Below are 20,508 nucleotides of genomic sequence, written 5' to 3' on the forward strand. Positions count from 1 at the left end.
CTTGACCGGGTATTCCCAGCCAGGCTTCTCCGGTTTTCTCAGAGATTTTTCGTATAGCCTGCATTGCTCTGCCACATGTAGGCCGTCTCGCCGGCGCGTTCCTTGTGGTAATGATGCCAGTCCGTCAGGGCCCGGCGGTAATCGGCGCCCGTCTGCACGGGTTCGATGCGCGCCTCGGGGAACTCCTGCTGCATCTGCTGCAGAGACACATCGTCGAGGAAGATATCCTCGCCCGAGCGCAGGGCGGACTCGGGGATGAGGATGCCGTGGCGCGGCCCCTCTTGGCGGCGGAGCTCCGCGATGATGTCCTTCGCCGTCAGCAGGCCCGAGACGTTGACAGTCGTGCCAAAAAAGTCGTTCGCGACGGGCAGCACGCGCACGTGCAGGTTCTCCGCCTGCACGGACGCTGCGAGCTCCTCGATGACGGGCGCGACCGATGTGCCCGTGATAACATCAAGGTACACAGGCTCCTCGTACACTGCGGGGCCCGGCTGCGTCTGCTCCCAGTCGTCGAGGAAGTTGCGCGTCAGGCCGATGCCGTTGTCGAGCTGCGGGAAGCCGTCGTAGAACTCCGTCGGCGGCACGGGGCGGCCGGCGAGGAAGTAGAACTCGTCACCGAGGTAGAGGAACGTGCGCCCCTCCTCCTGCTGGAGCTTCTTCTGCCACTTCTCCGCCTCGTCGATGACGCGCGCGGCGCTCTCGGCATCAAACTGCTGCAACGGGAACGGATCCGTGCGGAACTTCGTGACGCCAACAGGCACAACGGCCAGCGACAGGGCATGCGGACGGCGCGCGACGATCTCGCGGATCGTGCGTGCGAGTTCCTCCCCATCGTTGAGGCCGCGGCAGAGCACGACCTGCGTGTGGTAATCGGCACCGGCCTTCTCGAGGTTGTCGAGCTGCTCGGCAATGCGCGCCGCGCCGGGGCAGCGCAGCATCTGGGCGCGGAGCTCCGGGTTCATGCACTGCACCGACACGAAGAGCGGCGACAGGTGGAATTTCTCGATGCGCTCGAAGTCACGCGGCCCCATGTTCGTCATCGTGACGAAATTACCGTAGAGGAAGGACAGGCGGTAGTCGTCGTCCTTGATGGAAAGGCTCTGGCGCATGTTCGGTGCGATCATGTCGACAAAGCAGAAATAGCAGTGGTTCGCACAGTTGCGGATGCCGTCAAAGACGGCCGACTCGAACTCGACGCCGAGCTCCTCATCCATATCCTTTTCGAAGGAGATGATCTCGCGCTCGCCGTCCGCATGCTCGACAAGCAGGTCGATTTCCTCATCGGCCATCGCAAAGCTCAGATCGATGATGTCGCGCAGCGGCTGCTCGTTGATTTCGAGGATCTTGTCGCCCGGCACGAGCTCGAGTTCCTCTGCCAGGCTGCCGGGATAGACGCGCAGGATGACACCTGCGTAATGTTTGCTCATGGTTTCACTCTCTTGCACTACAAACAAAGGAGTGATGCATAAATCATCACTCCTCAGAAATGTCTTATTTCTTTTTCAGCTTGCGCCGAGATCAGTCACGTGCCTTCGTGATGGAAAGCGAGATGCGTTTACGCTTCATATCGATGCGAAGGATCTTGACACGGACGATGTCGCCGACGTGAACGGCTTCATCAGCACGCTCGATGCGCTTGTCAGCGAGCTCACCCATCGGGATCAGGCCGTCAAAGCCCGGCTCGATTTCCATGAATGCGCCGAAGTCCGTCAGTTTGATGACCTTGCCTTCGATGATCTGGCCTTCGCTGTACTTCTCAGCGTTGTCGAGCCACGGATCACGCATCGTATCCTTGACGGACAGCGAGATGCGCTTGTTCTCAACATCGACGTTCTTGACATAGACATCGAGTTCCTGGCCAACTTCGAGGACATCCGACGGATGCTTGACGCGATGCCAAGCGAGGTCGGAGATATGAGCGAGGCCGTCTACGCCGCCGATATCGATGAATGCACCGTAGTCGACGAGGCGCTTGACCGTACCACGTACCGTCTGGCCAGCTTCAAGCGTAGAGAAGACTTCCTCTTCCTTCTTGGCGCGCTCAGCCTCGAGCAGAGCACGGCGGGAAAGAACGAGGCGCTGCTTGTGAACATCGATCTCGATGATCTCAGCCTCAACCGTCTGGCCGACGTATACGGAGAGATCCTTGACAAAATGGAGTTCCATCTGGGATGCCGGAATGAAGCCGCGCAGGCCATCGACGGATGCTACGAGGCCGCCCTTGACAACCTGCGTAATCTTGGCCTGAACCGTCTCGCCAGCTTCCTTCTTCTTCTCCATCTCTTTCCAGGCAACCATGCGGTCAGCCTTGACCTTGGAGAGGATGCCGCCGTTGTCGCCGCCGAGGGATACGACGTAAACGTCAATCTCATCGCCGACCTTGACAACATCTTCAGCGGATTCCGGAGCCGGGTAAGCGAGCTCGCGCTTCGGAATAGCGATTTCCTGCTTATAGCCAATATCCACGTAAGCCTCATCGCGGTTTACCTGGATGACTTTACCTTTTACAGTGGTACGTTCCTGGATATCCGGCATGGACTCCTGCGCTAACAATTCTTCCATATTCATCTGTTCTGACACTTTTTATATACCTCCTTGATAATCCAGTCCGGTGTAGAAGCACCAGCTGTAATACCAATTTTTTTTATTTTGTCAAACCACTCGTCGTGCAGCTCAGCTGCCGTTTCGATGTGGTAAGTCAGGCATTTTTCGGAACAAAGCTGAGCCAGCCTTGTCGTATTGGCACTGTTCTTGCCGCCTATGACCAGCATGAGGTCGACTTTGCTCGCCAATTCGATGGCCGCGGCCTGTCGCTGATCCGTTGCCGTACAGATCGTTCGCAGAATCCTGATATCCCTGGATTTATCCAGCAAGCGCATTACAATCTGACGGAACTTCGCTCCTGAAAAAGTCGTCTGGCACACGATGCCGAGCTTGCCAGAGGGCTCGACGGCATCGGCCTCCTCCTCTGTCTCAACAATCATTGCCTTCCCCGAGGACCATTCAAAGATACTCTGGACCTCCGGGTGATCTTTTTCTCCAATGATGATGACAGGATATCCTTCATCAACGAGCGCCTTTGCGGAAAGCTGCGCTTTCTTGACATGGGGACACGTTGCGTCCACCACTTCGAGGCTGCGCCTCTCCGCTTCTTCATAGACCTGCGGCCCGACACCATGCGAACGGATGATGACCGTTCCGCGCTCCATCTCCTCAAGCGAATCCACCGAACCGACGCCTTCGCGCCGCAGGCGGTCGACCATCTGAGGATTGTGGATGATGGGTCCGAGCGTACAGGCAGTCCCGTCTTCCGAAGCATTTTCCCTCGCGATCTTGATGGCGCGCTTGACGCCATAGCAAAACCCGAGATAATCTGCCAAGATGACTTCCATACATCTACCACCATTATTCATATTCTTGCAAAAAGCACCGGAGAACTTCCGTGTTTTTTACAATCTATAGCCTAGTATATCATGCATGCGGGCCACAGGCAAATGGTTTTTACGAATTTTTTTCGATTTCTGCGCGCAGGGCCGCGATGTGCTGCATGATTTCCTGCGAAAAAGCCTCGAGCTCCTCCTTATTGCGGCGGTCGCCCGTAAAATGCATCGGCTCGCCGTAGCGCACGTGGAATTTCGGCAGCCAGCTGCCGTGCGCGAAGACGTGATTGGTGCCGACGATGCAAGCCGGCACGACGGGCGCGCCGCTCATGGCCGCGAGCAGGCCGACGCCTGCTTCCGCCTTGTGCATGCGCCCGTCCCTGCTGCGCGTGCCCTCAGGGAAGAGCCCGAGCACATGGCCCTGCTTGAGAACGCCGACGGCTGCCTTGATGGCACCGCGGTCCGCAGCGCCGCGGCGTACGGGAAAGGCATGGCAGTTGCGGATGGCCGCGCCGAAAACCGGGTGCTCGAAGAGCTCAACCTTCGCCATGTAGCTGACGGGGCGCGACAGGAAGCAGGCGAGCAGCGGCGGGTCCCAGTTGCTCAGGTGATTGGCCGCGAGAATGACGGGGCCTTCCTGCGGCAGGTTCTCCCGGCCCGAAATGTCCGCGCGGAAGAAGATCCGGAAGATAAACCAGAAAACAGCCCGGAGGATGTCGTAGAGGATCATGCCTTCTCACCCGCCATTTCGAGGATCTTCGCGACGACCTCATCAATCGTGAGGCCCGTCGTGTCGAGCAGCGTGGCGTCGTCCGCCTTGACGAGCGGCGAGATCTCGCGTTCCATGTCGGCCTTGTCGCGCGCGGCGATGTCGCGCCGGATGTCGGCGAGGTTTACTGCAAGCCCCTTCTCGCACAGTTCCTTATAGCGGCGCTGCGCGCGCTCCTCGATGGAAGCCGTCAGGTAAATCTTGACGTCGGCATCCGGCAGCACGTTCGTCGCGATGTCGCGGCCGTCCATGAGCACGCCGCCGCGCGTGGCCATCCTGCGCTGCAGGTCGACCATCTTCTCGCGCACGGGGCCGAGCGCCGCAACCTGCGAGACGATGTGGCTGACCTCCGGCGTGCGGATTTCCCCGGTCACGTCGCGGCCATCCACGCGCACCGTCGTCTGGCCGTTCTCATACGAGAGGTCCACGTCGATCGTGGGCACGACGGAGAGAATCTTCTCGTCCGTGACTTCGCCGCCCTGTTGCAGGACCTTCCAGGCCACGGCGCGGTACATGGCGCCCGTGTCGATGTACGTATAGCCGAGCTTTTTGGCCGCCAGCTGCGCCACGGTGCTCTTGCCGGCTCCGGCCGGCCCGTCGATTGCTACTACAAGTTTCTTCAAGACTGTTACCCCCAACTCAAATGATTCTTGCGCCTCTCTTCACTGCTGCAAGTCCTGCAGCGTCCGGTAGAACGCCGGATACGAGATGTTTACGCATTCCGGGCGCTCGAGCGCGACGCCGGCGCCGGCCGTGCCGAGAATGGCGAGCGACATGGCCATGCGGTGGTCATCGTACGAGAAGCAGGAAGCATGCTGCACCTTCGTGCCGCCGTGGATGACGAGGCTGTCCGCGCCGGCTTCCACGGAGCCCGGCGCGAGCTTGTTGAATTCGTCCGCGATGGCCTGCAGGCGGTCCGTCTCCTTGACGCGCAGTTCGCCGGCGCCCGTGATGACCGTGTCGCCCTCGGCAAAGAGTGCAGCCACGGCGATGACGGGAATCTCGTCGATGAGGCGCGGCATGATCTCAGCGCCAAACGACGTGCCGTGGAGCACCGAGGCCTCGACGCGGATGTCAGCCGCCGCCTCGCCGCCGCTCACGCGCTCATTTTGAAGCGCGATGTGCGCGCCCATGGCCCTGAGCACATCGAGGATGCCCGTGCGCGTCGGGTTGACGCCGACATTCTTGAGGAGCAGGCTGCTGCCCGGCACGATGGCGCCGGCCACGAGCCAGTAGGCGGCCGAGCTGATGTCGCCGGGTACCTCGATGGCCTCAGGCGCCGTGAATGACCCGACCGGGCGGATGGTCACGGCCGTACCCTCTTTTTCCGTGTAAACGCCGAAGGCCTCGAGCATGCGCTCCGTGTGGTCACGTGACGTGAAGGGCTCGACGACCGTTGTCGGGGCATCCGCGTACATGCCCGCGAGCAGGATGGCCGACTTGACCTGGGCGCTCGCGACGGGGCTCTCGTAGACCATGCCCGAGAGCCTGCGGCCGGCCGGCACGACCGTGATCGGCAGCTTCGTGTTCTGCACGCGGCCGTAGATCTTCGCGCCCATCTGCGTCAAAGGCTTGATGACGCGACCCATCGGGCGCTTGTGCAGCGAGGCATCGCCCGTGAAGGTCGTGAGGAACGGCTGCGGCGCGAGGATGCCCATCATGAGGCGCAGTGTCGTGCCGGAATTGCCCGCATCGATGATGGAGGACGGCTCCTGAAGGCCGTGCAGGCCATGGCCGCAGACCGTGAGTTCCGTATCGCTCTCAAATGTCACGGCAGCCCCGAGCGCCTGCATGCAGGCAGCTGTCGAAAGGCAATCCTGGGCATGCAGGAAATTCGTGATGTGCACAGGCGTCGAGCCGAGTGCCGAGAACATGACACTGCGGTGGGAAATGGACTTGTCGCCCGGGATCGCGACGGTGCCGTGCAGGCCGCGAGCAGCCTGCGCGATGGTCTTCGTTTGTTCCATAAGGAATCCTCCATTCTCGTCTTTCAGATGTTCAGCGGGACAGCGGCATAGACCCGCCCTCCCCTTTGGTACTTTTCAATCGTCGTTCCAGACGCTCCAGCAGCCCGCGGCGTTGCCCATCGAGAAGGCCGCCTGCAGGTTGTAGCCGCCCGTGTAGGCATCGACATCGACGACCTCGCCGGCAAAGTAGAGGCCGGGCACGAGCTTCGATTCCATCGTCTTCGGGTTGATCTCCTTGACGGAGACGCCGCCGGCCGTCACGATGGCCTCGGCGATTGGCCGCGTCTTCGTAATGGTCAGCGTCAGATGCTGCAGCGTCTCGACGAGGCGGCGGCGCTCCTCGGCCGTGACCTGATGCACGGGCTTGTCGGGGTCAAGGTAGGCATAGTCGAGCACGGGCTCGATGAGCTTGTGCGGCAGGAGGTCCACGAGGCCGTTCTTGAGGGACTTGCGGATGTACTGCGCAAAGTCGCGCTGGATCCTTGCATCAAGCTTCTCAGGTGTCAGTGCAGGCTTGAGATTGAGCGTGAGTTCCACGAGCTGATTCTTCGCGAGGCACTCAGCCGCCTGCCGGCTGGCCGAGAGGATGATTGGTCCCGTCACGCCGAAATGCGTGAACATCATCTCGCCGAAGAGTTCCTGCACGGGCTCGCCGTCCGCGAGCAGCGTCGCGCGCACATTGCGCAGCGAGAGGCCCTGGACATCTCTCACCCATTCTTCCTCCGTCTCGAGCGGCACGAGCGACGGACGGACCGGCACGATGGTGTGGCCGAGCTTTGCCGCCATCGTATAGCCGTCGCCAGAGGATCCCGTGCCCGGATACGACGCGCCGCCGACGGCGAGGATCACGGCATCAGCCTTGTAATGCGCACCCGTTTTCGTGCGCACGCCCGCCACGCGGCCATCCTGTGTCAGGATGTCGGATACGGGTGTCTCGAGCTCCATTGTCACGCCGAGCTCGTGCAGCCGGTGCACCATGGCGTCGACGGCGTCCTGTGCCCTGTCGCTGACGGGAAAGACGCGGTTGCCGCGTTCCACCTTGACAGGCACGCCCTGCTGCTCAAAGAAATCCATGACATCGCGGTTGTCATACGCGCGCATGGAACTGTTGAGGAAAGCGCCGTTGCCGTGGATATTGCGGATGATTTCGGGCACGTCGGCCGCGTTCGTGATGTTGCAGCGACCCTTGCCCGTGATCATCATCTTGCGTCCGGGCCTCTTCATCTTCTCGAGCAGTGTGACCGCCGCCCCGTTCTCAGCGGCGCGGATGGCCGCCATCATGCCGGCCGGCCCCGCGCCGATCACCAGTATGTGTTTCATGCTTCTGCCTCCTCAAGACCTGCCAGCCGGTAAAGCGCCTGCACTTCCTGCGCCTGCAGCGCGCGGTGCTGCCCGCGCGGCACGCCCAGGAGCGTGAGCCCGGCAAAACGGGTGCGCTTGAGCGCACGCACATCACAGCCGACAGCCGCGAACATGCGGCGCACCTGGCGGTTGCGTCCCTCGTGGATCGTGATGGCTGCGCGCGTGAGGCCGCGTTCCTCCCCCAAAAGCTCTACCCTGGCCGGTGCCGTCATGCCGTCTTCGAGCAGCAGGCCCTCGCGCAGGGCCTTGAGTTTCTCCGGTGTGAGCTCGCCCGTCACGCGCGCGACATACGTCTTTTCCACCTCGTACTTCGGGTGCAGCAGGCCGTTCATGAGTGCGCCGTCATTCGTGATGAGCAGGAGTCCCTCCGTGTTGTTGTCGAGCCGCCCGACGGGATAGACGCGCTCGCGCACCTCCGGCAGGAGGTCGAGCACCGTGCGGCGCCCACGCTCATCCTTCGCCGTCGAGAGATACCCCTTCGGCTTGTTGAGCAGGAAGTAGACGTGACGCTCCCTGCTGGCCAAAGGCTTGCCATCGACCGTTATGATGTTCTCCTCAGCCTCGAATTTGAGGCCGAGTTCGCGCACGACCTGGCCATCGACGGCCACACGGCCCGCTTCGATGAGCTTCTCGGCCGCCCGGCGCGACGCAACGCCCGCCTGACTGATGATTTTCTGTAAACGCTCTGCCATCGCTGTCTCTACTTCCTTTTCCTTTCTCATGACACGCTTCTCATGTGCCCGCACATGATTCTCATTTCGCACTGCTAACGCCCAGGAGCGACTGCAGCCAGTGCCAGACCGTCAGGAAGAACGAGCGCCGCGTGACGCTCGTGCCGGCCAGAAGATCCGTCGCGGCGACTTCCTTATCGTCGAGCAGCACGACGAAGCGGCCGACCACCTCGCCCTCCTCGACGGGAGCCTGCAGCTTCTGGGGTACCTCGAGCTTCGTCTCATACTGGCGCGCGTCGCCCTCCTTGAGCTTCGCGAGTGTGATGGTTCCGGCAGCCTTCAAGGGAACGCGCGTGCCGTTGCCGCCCGCCGTCGGTGCATAGCCGGCGACATCGCCCTCCGTCACGAGGGTCACGGGCTCCACATGCGCGAATCCGTAGTCGAGCAGCTTGATGGAATCGTTCCACATGTAGACGGAATCGAGCACAACGGCCACGAGCTGCAGGCCGTCCTTTTTCGCTGCCGAGACGAGACAGCGGCCCGCCGCATCGGTGTAGCCGGTCTTGACGCCGTTGGCGCCGCGGTAGAGCCAGAGCATCTGGTTCTCGTTGCGCAGGCGGTGCTCGGGGTCCTTGACCCAGTCAAAGTGCATCTCCTTCGTGCTGACGATTTCCTCGAAGCCCGGCACCCTGTAGCCATAGGAGGCGATGAGCGCCATATCGTAGGCCGTCGTGTAATGGTCGTCGCGTGGCAGACCATTGGCGTTGGCGAAATTCGTGTTGACCGCGCCGATCTCGTGTGCCTTCTTCGTCATCATCGCCGCGAACTTGTCGACGGAACCGGCGATGTGTTCGGCGACGGCCACCGTCGCATCATTGCCCGAATGCATCATCATGCCGTAGAGCAGATCGCCCATGCGGATCTTCTCACCGGCCTCGAGCCAGATGGTCGACCCTTCCGTGCCGGCCGCGTTGCTGCTGACCGTGACCACATCGTCGAGATTCGAGTTCTCGAGAGCCAGGATCAGCGTCATGATCTTCGTCGTGCTGGCCGGGAAACGCCGCGCATCCATGTCGCGCGCGTAGATGACCTGCCCCGTCGCGGCATCCATGACGACGGCCGAGCGGGCCGTCAGGTTCTGCAGGGGGTCATCGGGACGGACGACGAGCCCCGGCACATCGGGACGCGGCATCTCCTTGATATCGTATACGGCTTCCGCCCAGGCATGCTGCTGGCTGAGCGGGCTGATGAGGCAGGAAACGGCCATGCTTCCCGCCAGCAGCAGCCGGCCGGCTGTTCTCTTTTTCAAAATCCAAAACGCTCCTTATTTTCCCCTCTTGCGGGGAATTGATATGCATCTGTTTATTTTATCATTCTGTCCCGCCAATCGCAACACATTCCGGCATCACCGCTTCTTGATGGCGTTCTCGCCGAGCAGCGCGGTGAGCGCTGCGTCCGCCTCGGGGCTGCCGTCGAGCCAGAACGCGCCTGAGGCCTTCTGCCAGTGGCCCTGGCTGTGGAAATACGTGACGTGATTGCCGCGGTGCCCGGCAAAGATCTCATGCATCGCCGCTTTCTGCTGCTCGTCAAGGCCCGCGGGCGGCAGGGTGATGTAGTATTCCGTGAGGTAGAGGTCGAGCGGCCAGATCGTGTCGGCGATGAGCTTGACCTCACCGTCCGTCGTGATATCGGCCTTGCCCTGCACGACGATCGGTGAATCGGGCACGAGCATGTTGACATGCTGGTAGAAGATGCGCGGGAACACCGTGACCTCGATCGAATCGGTGAAATCCTCGAGCGTCACGAAGCACATCGTGTCACCCTTCTTCGTCGTGATGCGCTTGGCCTCCGTGATCATGCCGCCGAGCCGCAGCACCTGATGGTTCCGGATGCCGTTCTCCTGCAGCGAGCCGATGCGCGGCAGATTCTCGAGCTTGTCGGCAAACTGGTCCAGAGGATGCCCCGTGATGTAGAAGCCCGTCGTCTCCTTCTCCCAGTTCAGCATCTCCTGCTTCGAGACTTCGGGGATGTCGGGCAGCTTGATGGTACCGGCCTCGCCCATCGTCTCCTCCGTGAAGAGCCCGAGCTGACCGCTCTGGCGGTCGCGCTGCTTCTGATACGCCTCGGTGACGGCCTGCGGCAGGATGGCGAGCAGCTGGCTGCGCTTCGCGCCCGTGCTGTCGAACGCACCGCATTTGATGAGGCTTTCCATCACGCGCCGGTTGACGATGCGCATATCGACGCGCGCGCAGAAATCCTGCAGCGAAGCAAACGGCCCGTCCTGCGCACGGATCTTCTCGACGCTCTCGATGGCGCTCTCGCCGACGTTCTTGACGGCCGCAAGACCGAAGCGGATGGCATCGCCGTCGACGCTGAAATACGAGGAGCTCGCATTGATGTCGGGCGGCAGGATGCGGATGCCCATGCGGCGGCTGAGCTCGATATACGTCGATACCTTCGGCGTGTCCATGATGCTCGTGAGCATCGCGGCCATGAACTCCGCCGGATAGTGTGCCTTGAGGTACGCCGTCTGCCAGGCCACGAGCGCATACGCCGCACTGTGCGACTTGTTGAAGCCGTAATCGGCGAAATGCGTCAGGAGGTCGAAGATCGTGTTGGCAAGTCCCGGCTCGATGTGATTCTTCGCGCAGCCCTGCAGGAAATTCTCCTTCTGGGCCATCAGGATCTCGTGTTTCTTCTTGCCCATGGCGCGGCGCAGGAGGTCGGCCTGGCCGAGCGTGAAACCCGCGAGCACCTGCACGATCTGCATGACCTGCTCCTGGTAGAGCACGACGCCGAACGTTTCCTTGAGGATGGGCTCGAGCAGCGGATGCATGTAGGTGACCTCCTTCTCGCCGTGGCGCCCGGCGATGAAGTCCTCGACCATGCCGCTGCCGAGCGGTCCCGGCCGATAGAGCGCGACGAGCGGGATGAGGTCAGAGAAGCCCTCAGGCGCGAGGTCGCGCACGAGCTGCGTCATGCCGGACGACTCCATCTGGAACACGGCTCCCGTGCGCCCCTCGCAGAGCATCTTCGACGTCGCCTCATCCTCGAGCGGGATCTTGTCGATGTCGATTTTCTCATGGTGGCTCTTCTCGATGTTCGCGAGCGTGTCGCTGATGACCGTCAGCGTGCGCAGGCCCAGGAAGTCCATCTTGAGGAGGCCGAGCTCCTCGACGTGGTCCTTGTCGTACTCAGTGACGAGCGTGCCCTCTGAGATCGAGACAGGCACGTAATCCGTCAGCGGATTGCGCGCGATCACGACGCCGGCCGCATGCGTCGAAGAGTGGCGCGGCAGACCCTCGAGCTTGCGCGCAAGGTCGATGAGGCGCTTGACCTCGGGACGCTCCTCATAAGCCCGTCGGAAATCGGCCGACTCCTTCATGGCCTTATCGAGCGTGATCTTGAGCTCGTTGGGCACGAGCCCCGCGATCTCCGCCACCTCGGCATACGGCATGTTGAGCACGCGGCCGACATCGCGGATGGCGCCCTTGGCCGCCATCGTGCCGAACGTCACGATTTGCGCGACATGGTCGTAGCCGTAGCGTTCCTTGACGTAATCGATGACCCTGCCGCGCTGGATGTAATCAAAGTCCACATCGATATCCGGCATCGTCACGCGCTCCGGGTTCAGGAAGCGCTCAAAGAGCAGATCGTACTTCAGAGGATCAAGATTCGTGATGCCGAGCAGGTACGCGACGATGCTGCCGGCCGCCGAGCCGCGGCCCGGGCCCACGCCGATGCCGTGCTCGCGCGAATAATTGATGAAATCCCAGACGATGAGGAAGTAGCTGTCGTAGCCCATGCGGTGGATGATGCCGAGCTCGTATTCGAGGCGCTCCCGGACCTTTTCCGTAATCTCGGAGTAGCGGCGCGGCAGATTCTCCTCGCAGAGATGGCGCAGATACGCCTCGTCGTCGGCATACGGCGAAGGGATTGGATAATACGGCAGCTGCAGATGGCCAAACTCAAAATCCACCTGGCACCTTGCCGCAATCTTTTCCGTATTGGTGATGGCCTCGGGATACTCGGAAAAGAGCGCCGCCATCTCCTCGGGTGACTTGAGATAATAATCATCGCTCGCAAAGCGCATGCGCGAAGGGTCGTCAATCGTCTTGCTCATCTGGATGCAGAGCAGGATGTCGTGAAACTCACTGTCCTCGCGGTGCACGTAGTGCAGGTCGTTCGTCGCAACGAGCCCGACATCGTATTTCTTCGCGAGCTCCACGAGCCCAACATTGGCCTTGCGTTCCTCGGGCAGCCCGTGGTTCTGGATCTCGAGGAAGAAATTATCGCGGCCGAAAATCCCGAGGTATTCCTGTACGAGCGCCTCGGCATGCTCCCTGTTATCCTGCAGGATGGCACGCGGGATCTCGCCGGCAATGCAGGCCGACAGGCAGATGATGCCCTCGTGGTACTTTTGCAGGAGCTCCTTGTCGACGCGCGGCTTGTAGTACATACCCTCGATGTTCGCGAGCGAGACGAGCTGCACGAGGTTGCGGTAACCCGTCTGATTCTCGGCGAGCAGGATCAGGTGATAGTAGCGCACGCCGCCTGTCTCCTGGCGGTCCCTGCGGTCACCGGGCGCCACGTAGACCTCGCAGCCAATGATGGGCTTCACGCCCTGCTTCTTCGCTTCCTTATAAAAATCGATGACCCCGTACATCGCGCCGTGGTCGGTGATGGCAATGCTGTCCATGCCGAGCTCTTTCGTCGCCGCGATGAGATCCTTGATGCGGCTCGCACCGTCGAGCAGGCTGAATTCCGTATGGACATGAAGATGGGTAAACGACATTCTCGCACTCCTTCCCCCATGAAATCGGACAGAGCTTCTCTGTCCGCAGTCAGCAGAAAAGCCGGAGACGCAGCTCCGGCTCAAATTCCTTATGATGGTGCTAAGACTCAGACCTCCATGATGATTGGCAGGATCATCGGACGGCGGCGGGTCTTCTCGAAGAGATAGCGGCCGAGCGCATCGCGCACGTTCGCCTTGATGGCAGCCCATTCCTTGACCTTTTCATCCTCGCAACGATCGAGTGCCTGCTGGACGCGGGCCTTCGCCTCGTCCATGAGGGCCTCCGACTCGCGCACGTAAACAAAGCCGCGCGAGACGATGTCCGGGCCGGCGACGACGCGGTTCGTCTGCTTGTTCATCGTCACGACGACGATGAGAATACCGTCCTGCGAGAGCTGACGGCGGTCGCGCAGCACGATGTTGCCGACATCGCCGACGCCGAGGCCGTCGACCATGACCATGCCGGCCGTGACCTTGCCGGCCACCTGGCCCTTCTCGCGCGTGAACTCGAGGATCTGGCCGTTCTCGCTGATGAAGATGTTCTCCTTCGGCATGCCGAGCTCACGGGCAAGGCGTGCATGCTGCACGAGATGGTGGTACTCGCCGTGGACCGGGATGAAGAATTTCGGGCGTACGAGATTGTGCATGAGCTTGAGCTCTTCGCGGCTCGCATGGCCCGAGACATGGATGCCCTGGTTGCGGCCGTAGATGACGTTGGCACCGAGCTTCATGAGGTTGTCGATGGTCTTCGAGACAAGCTTCTCATTGCCCGGGATTGGCGTGGCCGAGATGATGACCGTATCGCCCGGCACAATGCCAACCTTGCGGTGATCCGACATCGACATGCGCGTCAGAGCCGACATCGGCTCGCCCTGGCTGCCCGTCGTGATGATGACCACCTGCTCCATGCGGTAGTTGTGGATCTCATCGATGTCGATGAGCGTGCCCTCAGGCGCCGTGATGTAGCCGAGCTCGAGCGAGATGTTGACGACGTTGACCATGCTGCGGCCAAGTACGGCAACATGGCGCTTGTAGCGCACCGCCGTGTCAATGACCTGCTGGATGCGGTGGACGTTCGACGAGAACGTCGCGACGATGATGCGGCCGCGCGCGTTGTGGAACGCCTTGTCAAAGGCCGCACCGACCGTGCGCTCCGACGGCGTATGGCCTTCGCGCTCCGAATTCGTCGAATCGGCCATGAGGACGAGCACGCCGCGGTTGCCGAGATCCGAGAACCGGCGGAAATCCGTCATCTTGCCATCGATTGGCGTGTAGTCGAGCTTGAAGTCGCCCGTGTGCACGATCATGCCGACCGGCGTCTTGATGGAAAGGCCGACGGCGTCAGGAATCGAGTGGTTGACGCGGATGAAGCCGACGGAGAAGCAGCCGACATTGATGATGTCGCCCTGCATGACCGAATGCAGATTGCTCGAGTCGACGCCGTTCTCCTTGAGACGTCCCTCGAGGATGCCGAGCGTCAGCCGCGTGCCGTAGACCGGCACATTGATTTTCTTGAGGACGTACGGCAGTGCGCCGATGTGATCCTCGTGGCCGTGCGTCAGCACGATGGCCTTGATCTTGTCCTTGTTCTCAACGAGATAGCTGATATCCGGAATGACGAGATCGATGCCGAGCATGTCCTCTTCCGGGAACATAAGGCCTGAATCGATGACGAGAATCTCATCGTCCACACGGATGACCGTCATATTCTTGCCGATTTCCCCCAGGCCTCCGAGAGGGATAATCTGTAATTTTTGTGCTCCTTTAGACAAAAAAAGTACACCTCCACTGATAATGCTGATTGAGTTCTTTCTTTATAGTGAATTTTATTGCGTTCGTAATTCGTAATACGACAAGCAGACCTGAAGCATCGCGCATTCAGGAATCGCTTATGAAATTGTATCCGCTCAAATCATTCTTTTTTATTTTATCATCATGTAATCCATAAATCAACGAAATTCCATGGAAAAAGGCCACTTCCTGCCAATGAGGAAGCGGCCTTTCGCAAAACAGGCAGAAATCTGCACATGATTTCGTATTGATTCAGTTGGTTTCGTCGAGAATGCGCACGCCGTAATGCACCTTGCTGTACCTGCCGCCCATGATGTGCGAAAAGCCCAGGCGCGCGAACTCATGGCTGCGGGCATTCTCCTTAAAGACGACGCGGTGGCGGGCGACGCGGCAGGCATCCTCGATCATCGCGGGCGTGACGGCCGCGTAGTTGGCGACGGTCCGCAGCGGCGTGAGACTGCGGCTCTCCATCAGCGGATGGCGGAACATCGGATCGAAGTAGACGACATCGAACGATTTGTCAGGCAGCGTCTTCAAGTAGTGCGCGGCCTCATCACAGACGGTATGGACGCCGCGCATGGCCTCCTGGATTGGCCAGTTTTCCGCCTTGAAATGCTGCAGGCCGTAGCCGACGACCGTCTCGATGAGAGGCTCGGACTCCACACCTGTCACGGAACCTTCGGGCCCCACCGCAAAGCTCGCGACGATGGCGTCGGCGCCGAAGCCCAGCGTGCAGTCGAGCACGTGCATGCCGCGCACAAGATCCATGGCCTCGACCATGCGGTCGCCCTCGCCGCCGCTGCCGAAGCGCAGGTTCTTGAGGCGAAGATGCGCCATATTCGGGTGGAAGAAGAGGTCGCCGTGCGGTGTCTCAAGCGTCAGGAGACCGTGCTTGGCCACGAGCAGGAACTCGGCGCCACAGTGCTCGCGCAGGGCTGCCGATGACCGGTTTCGGCGCTCGACGTAAGGGATGCCGGCGTGCGCAGCCGCCCATCTCGCAAGCGTCACGGCGTCTTCCGTCTGCTTGCGCCCCGTTGTCGCGACGGCTCTTATCCTTGATGCCTTTGGCATCACCAGGTCCAACGCTTCCCGTATGTCATTTGTCTCGTGCAAAAGAATCCTCCTCTCAAGCCGGGTCAAAAGCCGAAGCCCGTGCGCTTGAACATCTTCGCGAGCTCGTCGTTGCTGAATTTCAGGATGGTCGGACGGCCGTGCGGGCAGGTGTACGGGAACGGCGTGTGCGCGAGCTCGTCCAGGATAATCTGCATCTGGCGCAGGCTGAGCTCTTCGCCGGCCTTGATGGCCGCGCGGCAGGCCGTCGTCGCCAGACATGCCTGACGGATTTCCTTCGCGGAAGTCTTGTGCATCTCGTGCAGATTCGTCAGAATTTCCCGCACGATGTCCTCAGCCTCGCTGACGGGCACATCGGCCGGTACCTCCACGAGGCGGAATTCGCGCTCGCCGCTCGGCTCCATGTGGAAGCCCAGTGAGACGAAGAGGTCCCGGTTCTCTTCAATGAGCGCAGCCTCGCTGTCGTCAAACGAGAGAATCTGATGCACAAGCAGCTGCTGCGACGGGATGCCCTCGGCCATGGCCGAGAACTTATCGAACAGGATGCGCTCGTGCGCCGCGTGCTGGTCGATGATGTAGAGGCCCTTGGCGTCCTGCGCGATGATGTACGTGAGGTCGACCTGCCCAATGGGGATGATGTTGCCGTCATTTTCAAGCAGCACACCATGCTCTTGGCAGGACTCAGCGGCAGAATCTGCCTGCGGAGCAGTTTTTGCCTGCGGCTGTATGCCCGCTTCACCCTGTACGGCGGCAGCGGCTGGCGCGGACGCCCCTCTTGCCACTTCCTGGCGGCGCTCCTGCTGCAGGGCCGCCTGTGCCTCGTGAAATTCCATGGCAGGCCTTGCACTGCCATGCACGGCTTCGTAAATGGTCTGCGGTCTGCCAGCAGGCTGCAACTCCTGGCCGCCAGCTGCAGCCTGCTCCCGGCGCGGCCACGAGGGCACGGGCGAGAGCGGCTCCGTCGCGGGCACGAAGCGCATGGGCTCCATCGTATAATGATGCTCGGGCTTTTCCACGACGGCCGCCACCTCGCCGAGCGCGCGGTCTGCCGCCGGCCGTATGGCATCGAGCACGGCCTTGTAGACCGCCTTGAAGACGCGGCTCTCATCCTCGAATTTGAGCTCGCTCTTCTGCGGATGCACGTTGACGTCAATCGTGCGCTGCGGCACCTCGATGTTGACCACGGCCAGTGGGAAGCCGCTCTTCGGGATCAGCGACTTATAGGCGTTGTCAATGGCCTTCGCAATTGCGCGGTTCTGGATGATGCGCGAATTGACGATGTACGTCTGCCAGGCGCGGCTGCTCTTGAGCATCGACGGTTTCGTGATGTAGCCCGAAATGTGGATTTCCTCGCCGTCGAGCGACAGCGCGAGCAGGGAATCGGCCGCCTTGGCCCCGTAAATAGCGCGGATGGCATCGAAGAGATTGCCGTTGCCCGGCGTCACGACGGATACCTTATTGTTGTTGATGAACTGGAACGCGATATCAGGGCGCGAAAGGGCCAGTTTGACGATGAAATCGTTGATCTTGCCGCCCTCCGTATGCGTCGTCTTGAGGAATTTCTTGCGCGCCGGCGTGTTGAAGAAGAGGTCCTCGACCTTGATCGTCGTGCCGAGGCTGCAGCCGGCCTCGCGGATATCGGGCTCCTGCCCGCCGCAGATATCGACGCGCGTGCCGAGGTCCTCGCCTTCCTGCCGCGTCAACAGGGAAAAGCGCGAGACTGAGGCGATCGTCGGCAGGGCCTCGCCGCGGAAGCCCAGCGTGCCAATCGTGTTGAGGTCGCTGACGGCCTTGATCTTGCTCGTCGCATGGCGCAGGATGGCCAGGCGCGCGTCCTCCGCACTCATGCCCCGGCCGTTGTCCGTCACGCGCATGAAGCTCGTGCCGCCCGCCATGATTTCGACCTCGATGCGCGTCGCACCGGCATCTATGGCGTTCTCGACGAGCTCCTTGATGACAGACGCCGGCCGTTCGACGACCTCGCCGGCCGCGATTTTGTTGATGGTATTGTCATCGAGTACGTGAATCGTGCTCATGCCTGACCCTCCTCCCGTTTCGCCTGCTCCTGCAGCTTGTAAAGTGCGTTCATGGCCTCAAGCGGCGTCATCGTCATGACATCGAGTGCCAAAAGCGACGACGCGAGGCTCGAGGAAAAGAGCGAGCCCATCGAGGCGTCCGCCTGCTTCTGTCCTGCCGAAACTGCGGCAGCCGCAGTCCCCTTGGACACTTCTGCCGCCTGCCCGGCAGCCGGTACGGCCGCCTGCTCCGGCGCCGCGGCCTCGAGCTCCGCAAGGATTTCCTCGGCACGGGCCGTCACGGATTTTGGCAGACCCGCGAGGCGCGCGACGTGGATACCGTACGACTTGTCCGCCGCGCCCTTGATGATGCGGCGCAGGAAGGCCACCTGCTTGCCGCGTTCCTTGACGGCCACGCAGTAATTCTTGATTTTCTCGTCCTCGAGGTCCGTGAGCTCATGGTAATGCGTCGCGAAGAGCGTCTTGGCATGGACCTTCTTCTCGATGTATTCGATGACAGCGCGCGCGATGCTCATGCCGTCGAATGTGCTCGTGCCGCGGCCAATCTCGTCGAGGATGACGAGGCTGTCCTTCGTCGCGTACTTCAGGATCTGCGCGACCTCATTCATCTCCACCATGAAGGTGCTCTGTCCGCTCACGAGGTCGTCACTCGCGCCGATGCGCGTGAAGATGCGGTCCACAGGCGAAATCGATGCCTCGCGCGCCGGGATGAAGCTGCCAATCTGCGTCATGAGCGTCAGAAGGGCCACCTGGCGCATGTAGGTGGACTTGCCGGCCATGTTCGGCCCCGTGATCAGCATGATCTCGCAGTCGTGATGGTCGAGCTGCGTGTCGTTCGGCACGAAGAGGTCGCGCGTCAGGATGCGCTCGACGAGCGGGTGGCGGCCATCCTTGATGTCGATGGCCCCGTTCATCGTCAGCTGCGGACGCACGTAATGATACGTGCTGGCCGCTTCAGCGAGGCTCGCGAGCACATCGACGAGCGCAATCTCATGCGCCGTCTGCTGCACCTCGGTCAGATGCGCCTTGATCGTCTCGCGTACCTCCGTGAAAAGATTGTATTCGATATTGACAATCTTTTCCTGTGCACCGAGGATCTTCGTCTCGAATTCCTTGAGTTCCTCCGTGATGTAGCGCTCGGCGTTCGCGAGCGTCTGCTTGCGGATGTAGCGGTCCGGCACGAGCGACGTGCCGCTGTGGCGCACTTCAATATAGTAGCCGAATACCTTGTTGTAGCCAATCTTGAGCGTCTTGATGCCCGTCTGCTCGCGCTCGCGCTCCTCGATTTCCTGCAGCATGGCCTTGCTGTCGTGCGAGATGCGGCGGTACTCGTCGAGCTCTTCATTGTAGCCCGTCTTGATGATGCCGCCCTCGCGCAGGCTGATGCCCGGCTCATCGACGATGGAGCGTTCCAGCAGGTCGACGAGCTCCGCGAAGCACTCGATGCCCGCCGCGCACTGCCGCAAGAGTTCCGACTTGACCCCCTTCATATTTTCCTTGATGCCTGGCAGGCACATCAGCGAAATCTTGAGGGCGATGAGGTCGCGCGCGTTGGCCGTGCCGACCTCTATGCGCGTCAGGAGACGCTCGAAATCATGGATTTCCTTGCAGCCCTGCCGCACGCCGCCGCGCAGTGCAAAATCCGCCGCAAACTCCTCCACGGCATCCTGCCGCCGGCTGATTTTCGGGATGCTTAAAAGCGGGTACTCGAGCCATTTCTTGAGGAGGCGGCTGCCCATGGCCGTTTCCGTGAAATCGAGCACATCGAGCAGCGTATCCTTCTTGCCGCCGTCGCGCAGGTTGCGCGTGATCTCAAGATTACGTAGCGTGTACGTGTCGACCACGAGATTTTCCGAAGCATCGAGATACGTGAGCTGGTTGAGGTGCGTGAGATCCGTCTTGACGGTCTCGTGTAGGTAATCGAGAAGTGTCGCGACGGCTGCCCTGGCCTCGGGTGCCGTCGGGCGCGTCGCCGCGTCGAAATGCTGGACAAGGCGGTCATCGATGTGCGCCGACACCTCGTCGATCATCGTGAACGAGCAGTGCGGCAGGCGCAGCGCGATGAATTCGCGCAGTTCCTGCTCAAAGGAAAGCCTGCCGACGAGCAAGAGCTCCGGCATCATGAGGCGGTACAGCTCATCCTGCAGCATCTGCAGACGGTCCGGCCCCTGATAGATGCCGTAGAAGCACTCGCCCGTCGAGATATCCGCACCCGTCAGCACGATCTTTTCCGCCTGCTCGTGGACAAGCGCAATGTAATTGTTCTGCGCGTCCTTGAGCGCCGCTTCCGAGAGCACCGTGCCCGGCGTGATAATCTTGATGACTTCGCGCTTCGTCAGCCCCTTGGCCTTCGGATCGCCGATCTGCTCGGCGATGGCCACCTTGTAGCCCTTCTGCACGAGCTTGTTGACATACGTTTCCGCCGCATGATACGGCACGCCGCACATCGGCGCATTGTCCGGATTCTTGCTGCGGCTCGTCAGTGTCAGCCCGAGCTCCTTCGACACGAGCTTCGCATCGTCAAAAAACATCTCATAAAAATCACCGAGACGGAAGAACAGGATTGTACCGGGATTCTGCTCCTTCGCCGCGAGATACTGACGCATCATCGGTGTCATTTCCATCGATAGAAACACCTCCTGTAAAAAAATTCAGCGCTGCTTCCC

General features: G+C 61.0%; 14 protein-coding genes. All 14 read right to left on the reverse strand.

From position 1 onward, the window contains the following. Positions 1-38: 38 nt before the first annotated feature. Positions 39-1,427, reverse strand: coding sequence for a DUF512 domain-containing protein (locus DWZ54_RS02730; protein ID WP_118474401.1), 1,389 nt, complete (start codon positions 1,425-1,427; stop codon positions 39-41). A 91-nt stretch (positions 1,428-1,518) separates the two neighbouring features. Beyond that, entirely contained in the window at positions 1,519-2,562 is a 1,044-nt protein-coding gene (gene rpsA / locus DWZ54_RS02735) for a 30S ribosomal protein S1 (protein ID WP_233519425.1), read from the reverse strand. Between the two features lie 2 nt (positions 2,563-2,564). Then, positions 2,565-3,392, reverse strand: coding sequence for a 4-hydroxy-3-methylbut-2-enyl diphosphate reductase (gene ispH / locus DWZ54_RS02740; protein WP_118474402.1), 828 nt, complete (start codon positions 3,390-3,392; stop codon positions 2,565-2,567). Positions 3,393-3,501: 109 nt separating this feature from the next. Next, positions 3,502-4,107 carry a 1-acyl-sn-glycerol-3-phosphate acyltransferase gene (locus tag DWZ54_RS02745; protein ID WP_199663199.1) on the reverse strand — a complete coding sequence of 202 codons (606 nt, stop codon included), beginning with the start codon at positions 4,105-4,107 and terminating at the stop codon, positions 3,502-3,504. Next, positions 4,107-4,772, reverse strand: coding sequence for a (d)CMP kinase (gene cmk / locus DWZ54_RS02750; RefSeq protein ID WP_118474404.1), 666 nt, complete (start codon positions 4,770-4,772; stop codon positions 4,107-4,109). Before cmk ends, DWZ54_RS02745 begins: the two co-directional genes overlap by 1 nt. A 39-nt stretch (positions 4,773-4,811) precedes the next feature. Next, positions 4,812-6,116, reverse strand: a complete 1,305-nt coding sequence (gene aroA, locus DWZ54_RS02755; RefSeq protein WP_118474405.1) for a 3-phosphoshikimate 1-carboxyvinyltransferase — start codon at positions 6,114-6,116, stop codon at positions 4,812-4,814. 75 nt (positions 6,117-6,191) lie between these two features. Next, positions 6,192-7,436: an NAD(P)/FAD-dependent oxidoreductase gene (locus tag DWZ54_RS02760; RefSeq protein WP_118474406.1), complete on the reverse strand. Its 1,245-nt coding sequence runs from the start codon at positions 7,434-7,436 to the stop codon at positions 6,192-6,194. Next, positions 7,433-8,170 (reverse strand): pseudouridine synthase, encoded by a 738-nt coding sequence (locus DWZ54_RS02765; RefSeq protein ID WP_118474407.1) that lies wholly within the window; start codon positions 8,168-8,170, stop codon positions 7,433-7,435. Before DWZ54_RS02765 ends, DWZ54_RS02760 begins: the two co-directional genes overlap by 4 nt. Positions 8,171-8,231: 61 nt before the next feature. Beyond that, on the reverse strand, positions 8,232-9,458 hold the full coding sequence (locus tag DWZ54_RS02770) for a D-alanyl-D-alanine carboxypeptidase family protein (protein WP_233541596.1): 1,227 nt from the start codon (positions 9,456-9,458) through the stop codon (positions 8,232-8,234). Between the two features lie 96 nt (positions 9,459-9,554). Continuing rightward, entirely contained in the window at positions 9,555-12,944 is a 3,390-nt protein-coding gene (locus DWZ54_RS02775) for a DNA polymerase III subunit alpha (protein ID WP_118474408.1), read from the reverse strand. Between the two features lie 107 nt (positions 12,945-13,051). Next, positions 13,052-14,650 carry a ribonuclease J gene (locus DWZ54_RS02780; RefSeq protein WP_233519426.1) on the reverse strand — a complete coding sequence of 533 codons (1,599 nt, stop codon included), beginning with the start codon at positions 14,648-14,650 and terminating at the stop codon, positions 13,052-13,054. A gap of 337 nt (positions 14,651-14,987) precedes the next feature. Then, positions 14,988-15,806: a class I SAM-dependent methyltransferase gene (locus tag DWZ54_RS02785; protein WP_118474478.1), complete on the reverse strand. Its 819-nt coding sequence runs from the start codon at positions 15,804-15,806 to the stop codon at positions 14,988-14,990. A gap of 65 nt (positions 15,807-15,871) precedes the next feature. Further along, complete coding sequence (gene mutL, locus DWZ54_RS02790; RefSeq protein ID WP_118474409.1) at positions 15,872-17,842, reverse strand: DNA mismatch repair endonuclease MutL; 1,971 nt, start codon at positions 17,840-17,842, stop codon at positions 15,872-15,874. Further along, complete coding sequence (gene mutS / locus DWZ54_RS02795; RefSeq protein WP_118474410.1) at positions 17,839-20,466, reverse strand: DNA mismatch repair protein MutS; 2,628 nt, start codon at positions 20,464-20,466, stop codon at positions 17,839-17,841. Before mutS ends, mutL begins: the two co-directional genes overlap by 4 nt. Between the last annotated feature and the right edge of the window lie 42 nt (positions 20,467-20,508).

It is taken from the genome of Mitsuokella sp. AF33-22 (assembly GCF_003475755.1).
Taxonomy (GTDB): domain Bacteria; phylum Bacillota; class Negativicutes; order Selenomonadales; family Selenomonadaceae; genus Mitsuokella.

Bases quoted from the DNA above. Each gene is read 5' to 3' on its own strand.
- aroA (WP_118474405.1), bottom strand. From the start codon at position 6,116: ATGGAACAAACGAAGACCATCGCGCAGGCTGCTCGCGGCCTGCACGGC.
- rpsA (WP_233519425.1), bottom strand. From the start codon at position 2,562: ATGGAAGAATTGTTAGCGCAGGAGTCCATGCCGGATATCCAGGAACGT.
- ispH (WP_118474402.1), bottom strand. From the start codon at position 3,392: ATGGAAGTCATCTTGGCAGATTATCTCGGGTTTTGCTATGGCGTCAAG.
- DWZ54_RS02765 (WP_118474407.1), bottom strand. From the start codon at position 8,170: ATGGCAGAGCGTTTACAGAAAATCATCAGTCAGGCGGGCGTTGCGTCG.
- DWZ54_RS02780 (WP_233519426.1), bottom strand. From the start codon at position 14,650: ATGACGGTCATCCGTGTGGACGATGAGATTCTCGTCATCGATTCAGGC.
- DWZ54_RS02760 (WP_118474406.1), bottom strand. From the start codon at position 7,436: ATGAAACACATACTGGTGATCGGCGCGGGGCCGGCCGGCATGATGGCG.
- mutL (WP_118474409.1), bottom strand. From the start codon at position 17,842: ATGAGCACGATTCACGTACTCGATGACAATACCATCAACAAAATCGCG.
- mutS (WP_118474410.1), bottom strand. From the start codon at position 20,466: ATGGAAATGACACCGATGATGCGTCAGTATCTCGCGGCGAAGGAGCAG.
- DWZ54_RS02730 (WP_118474401.1), bottom strand. From the start codon at position 1,427: ATGAGCAAACATTACGCAGGTGTCATCCTGCGCGTCTATCCCGGCAGC.
- DWZ54_RS02775 (WP_118474408.1), bottom strand. From the start codon at position 12,944: ATGTCGTTTACCCATCTTCATGTCCATACGGAATTCAGCCTGCTCGAC.
- DWZ54_RS02785 (WP_118474478.1), bottom strand. From the start codon at position 15,806: ATGCCAAAGGCATCAAGGATAAGAGCCGTCGCGACAACGGGGCGCAAG.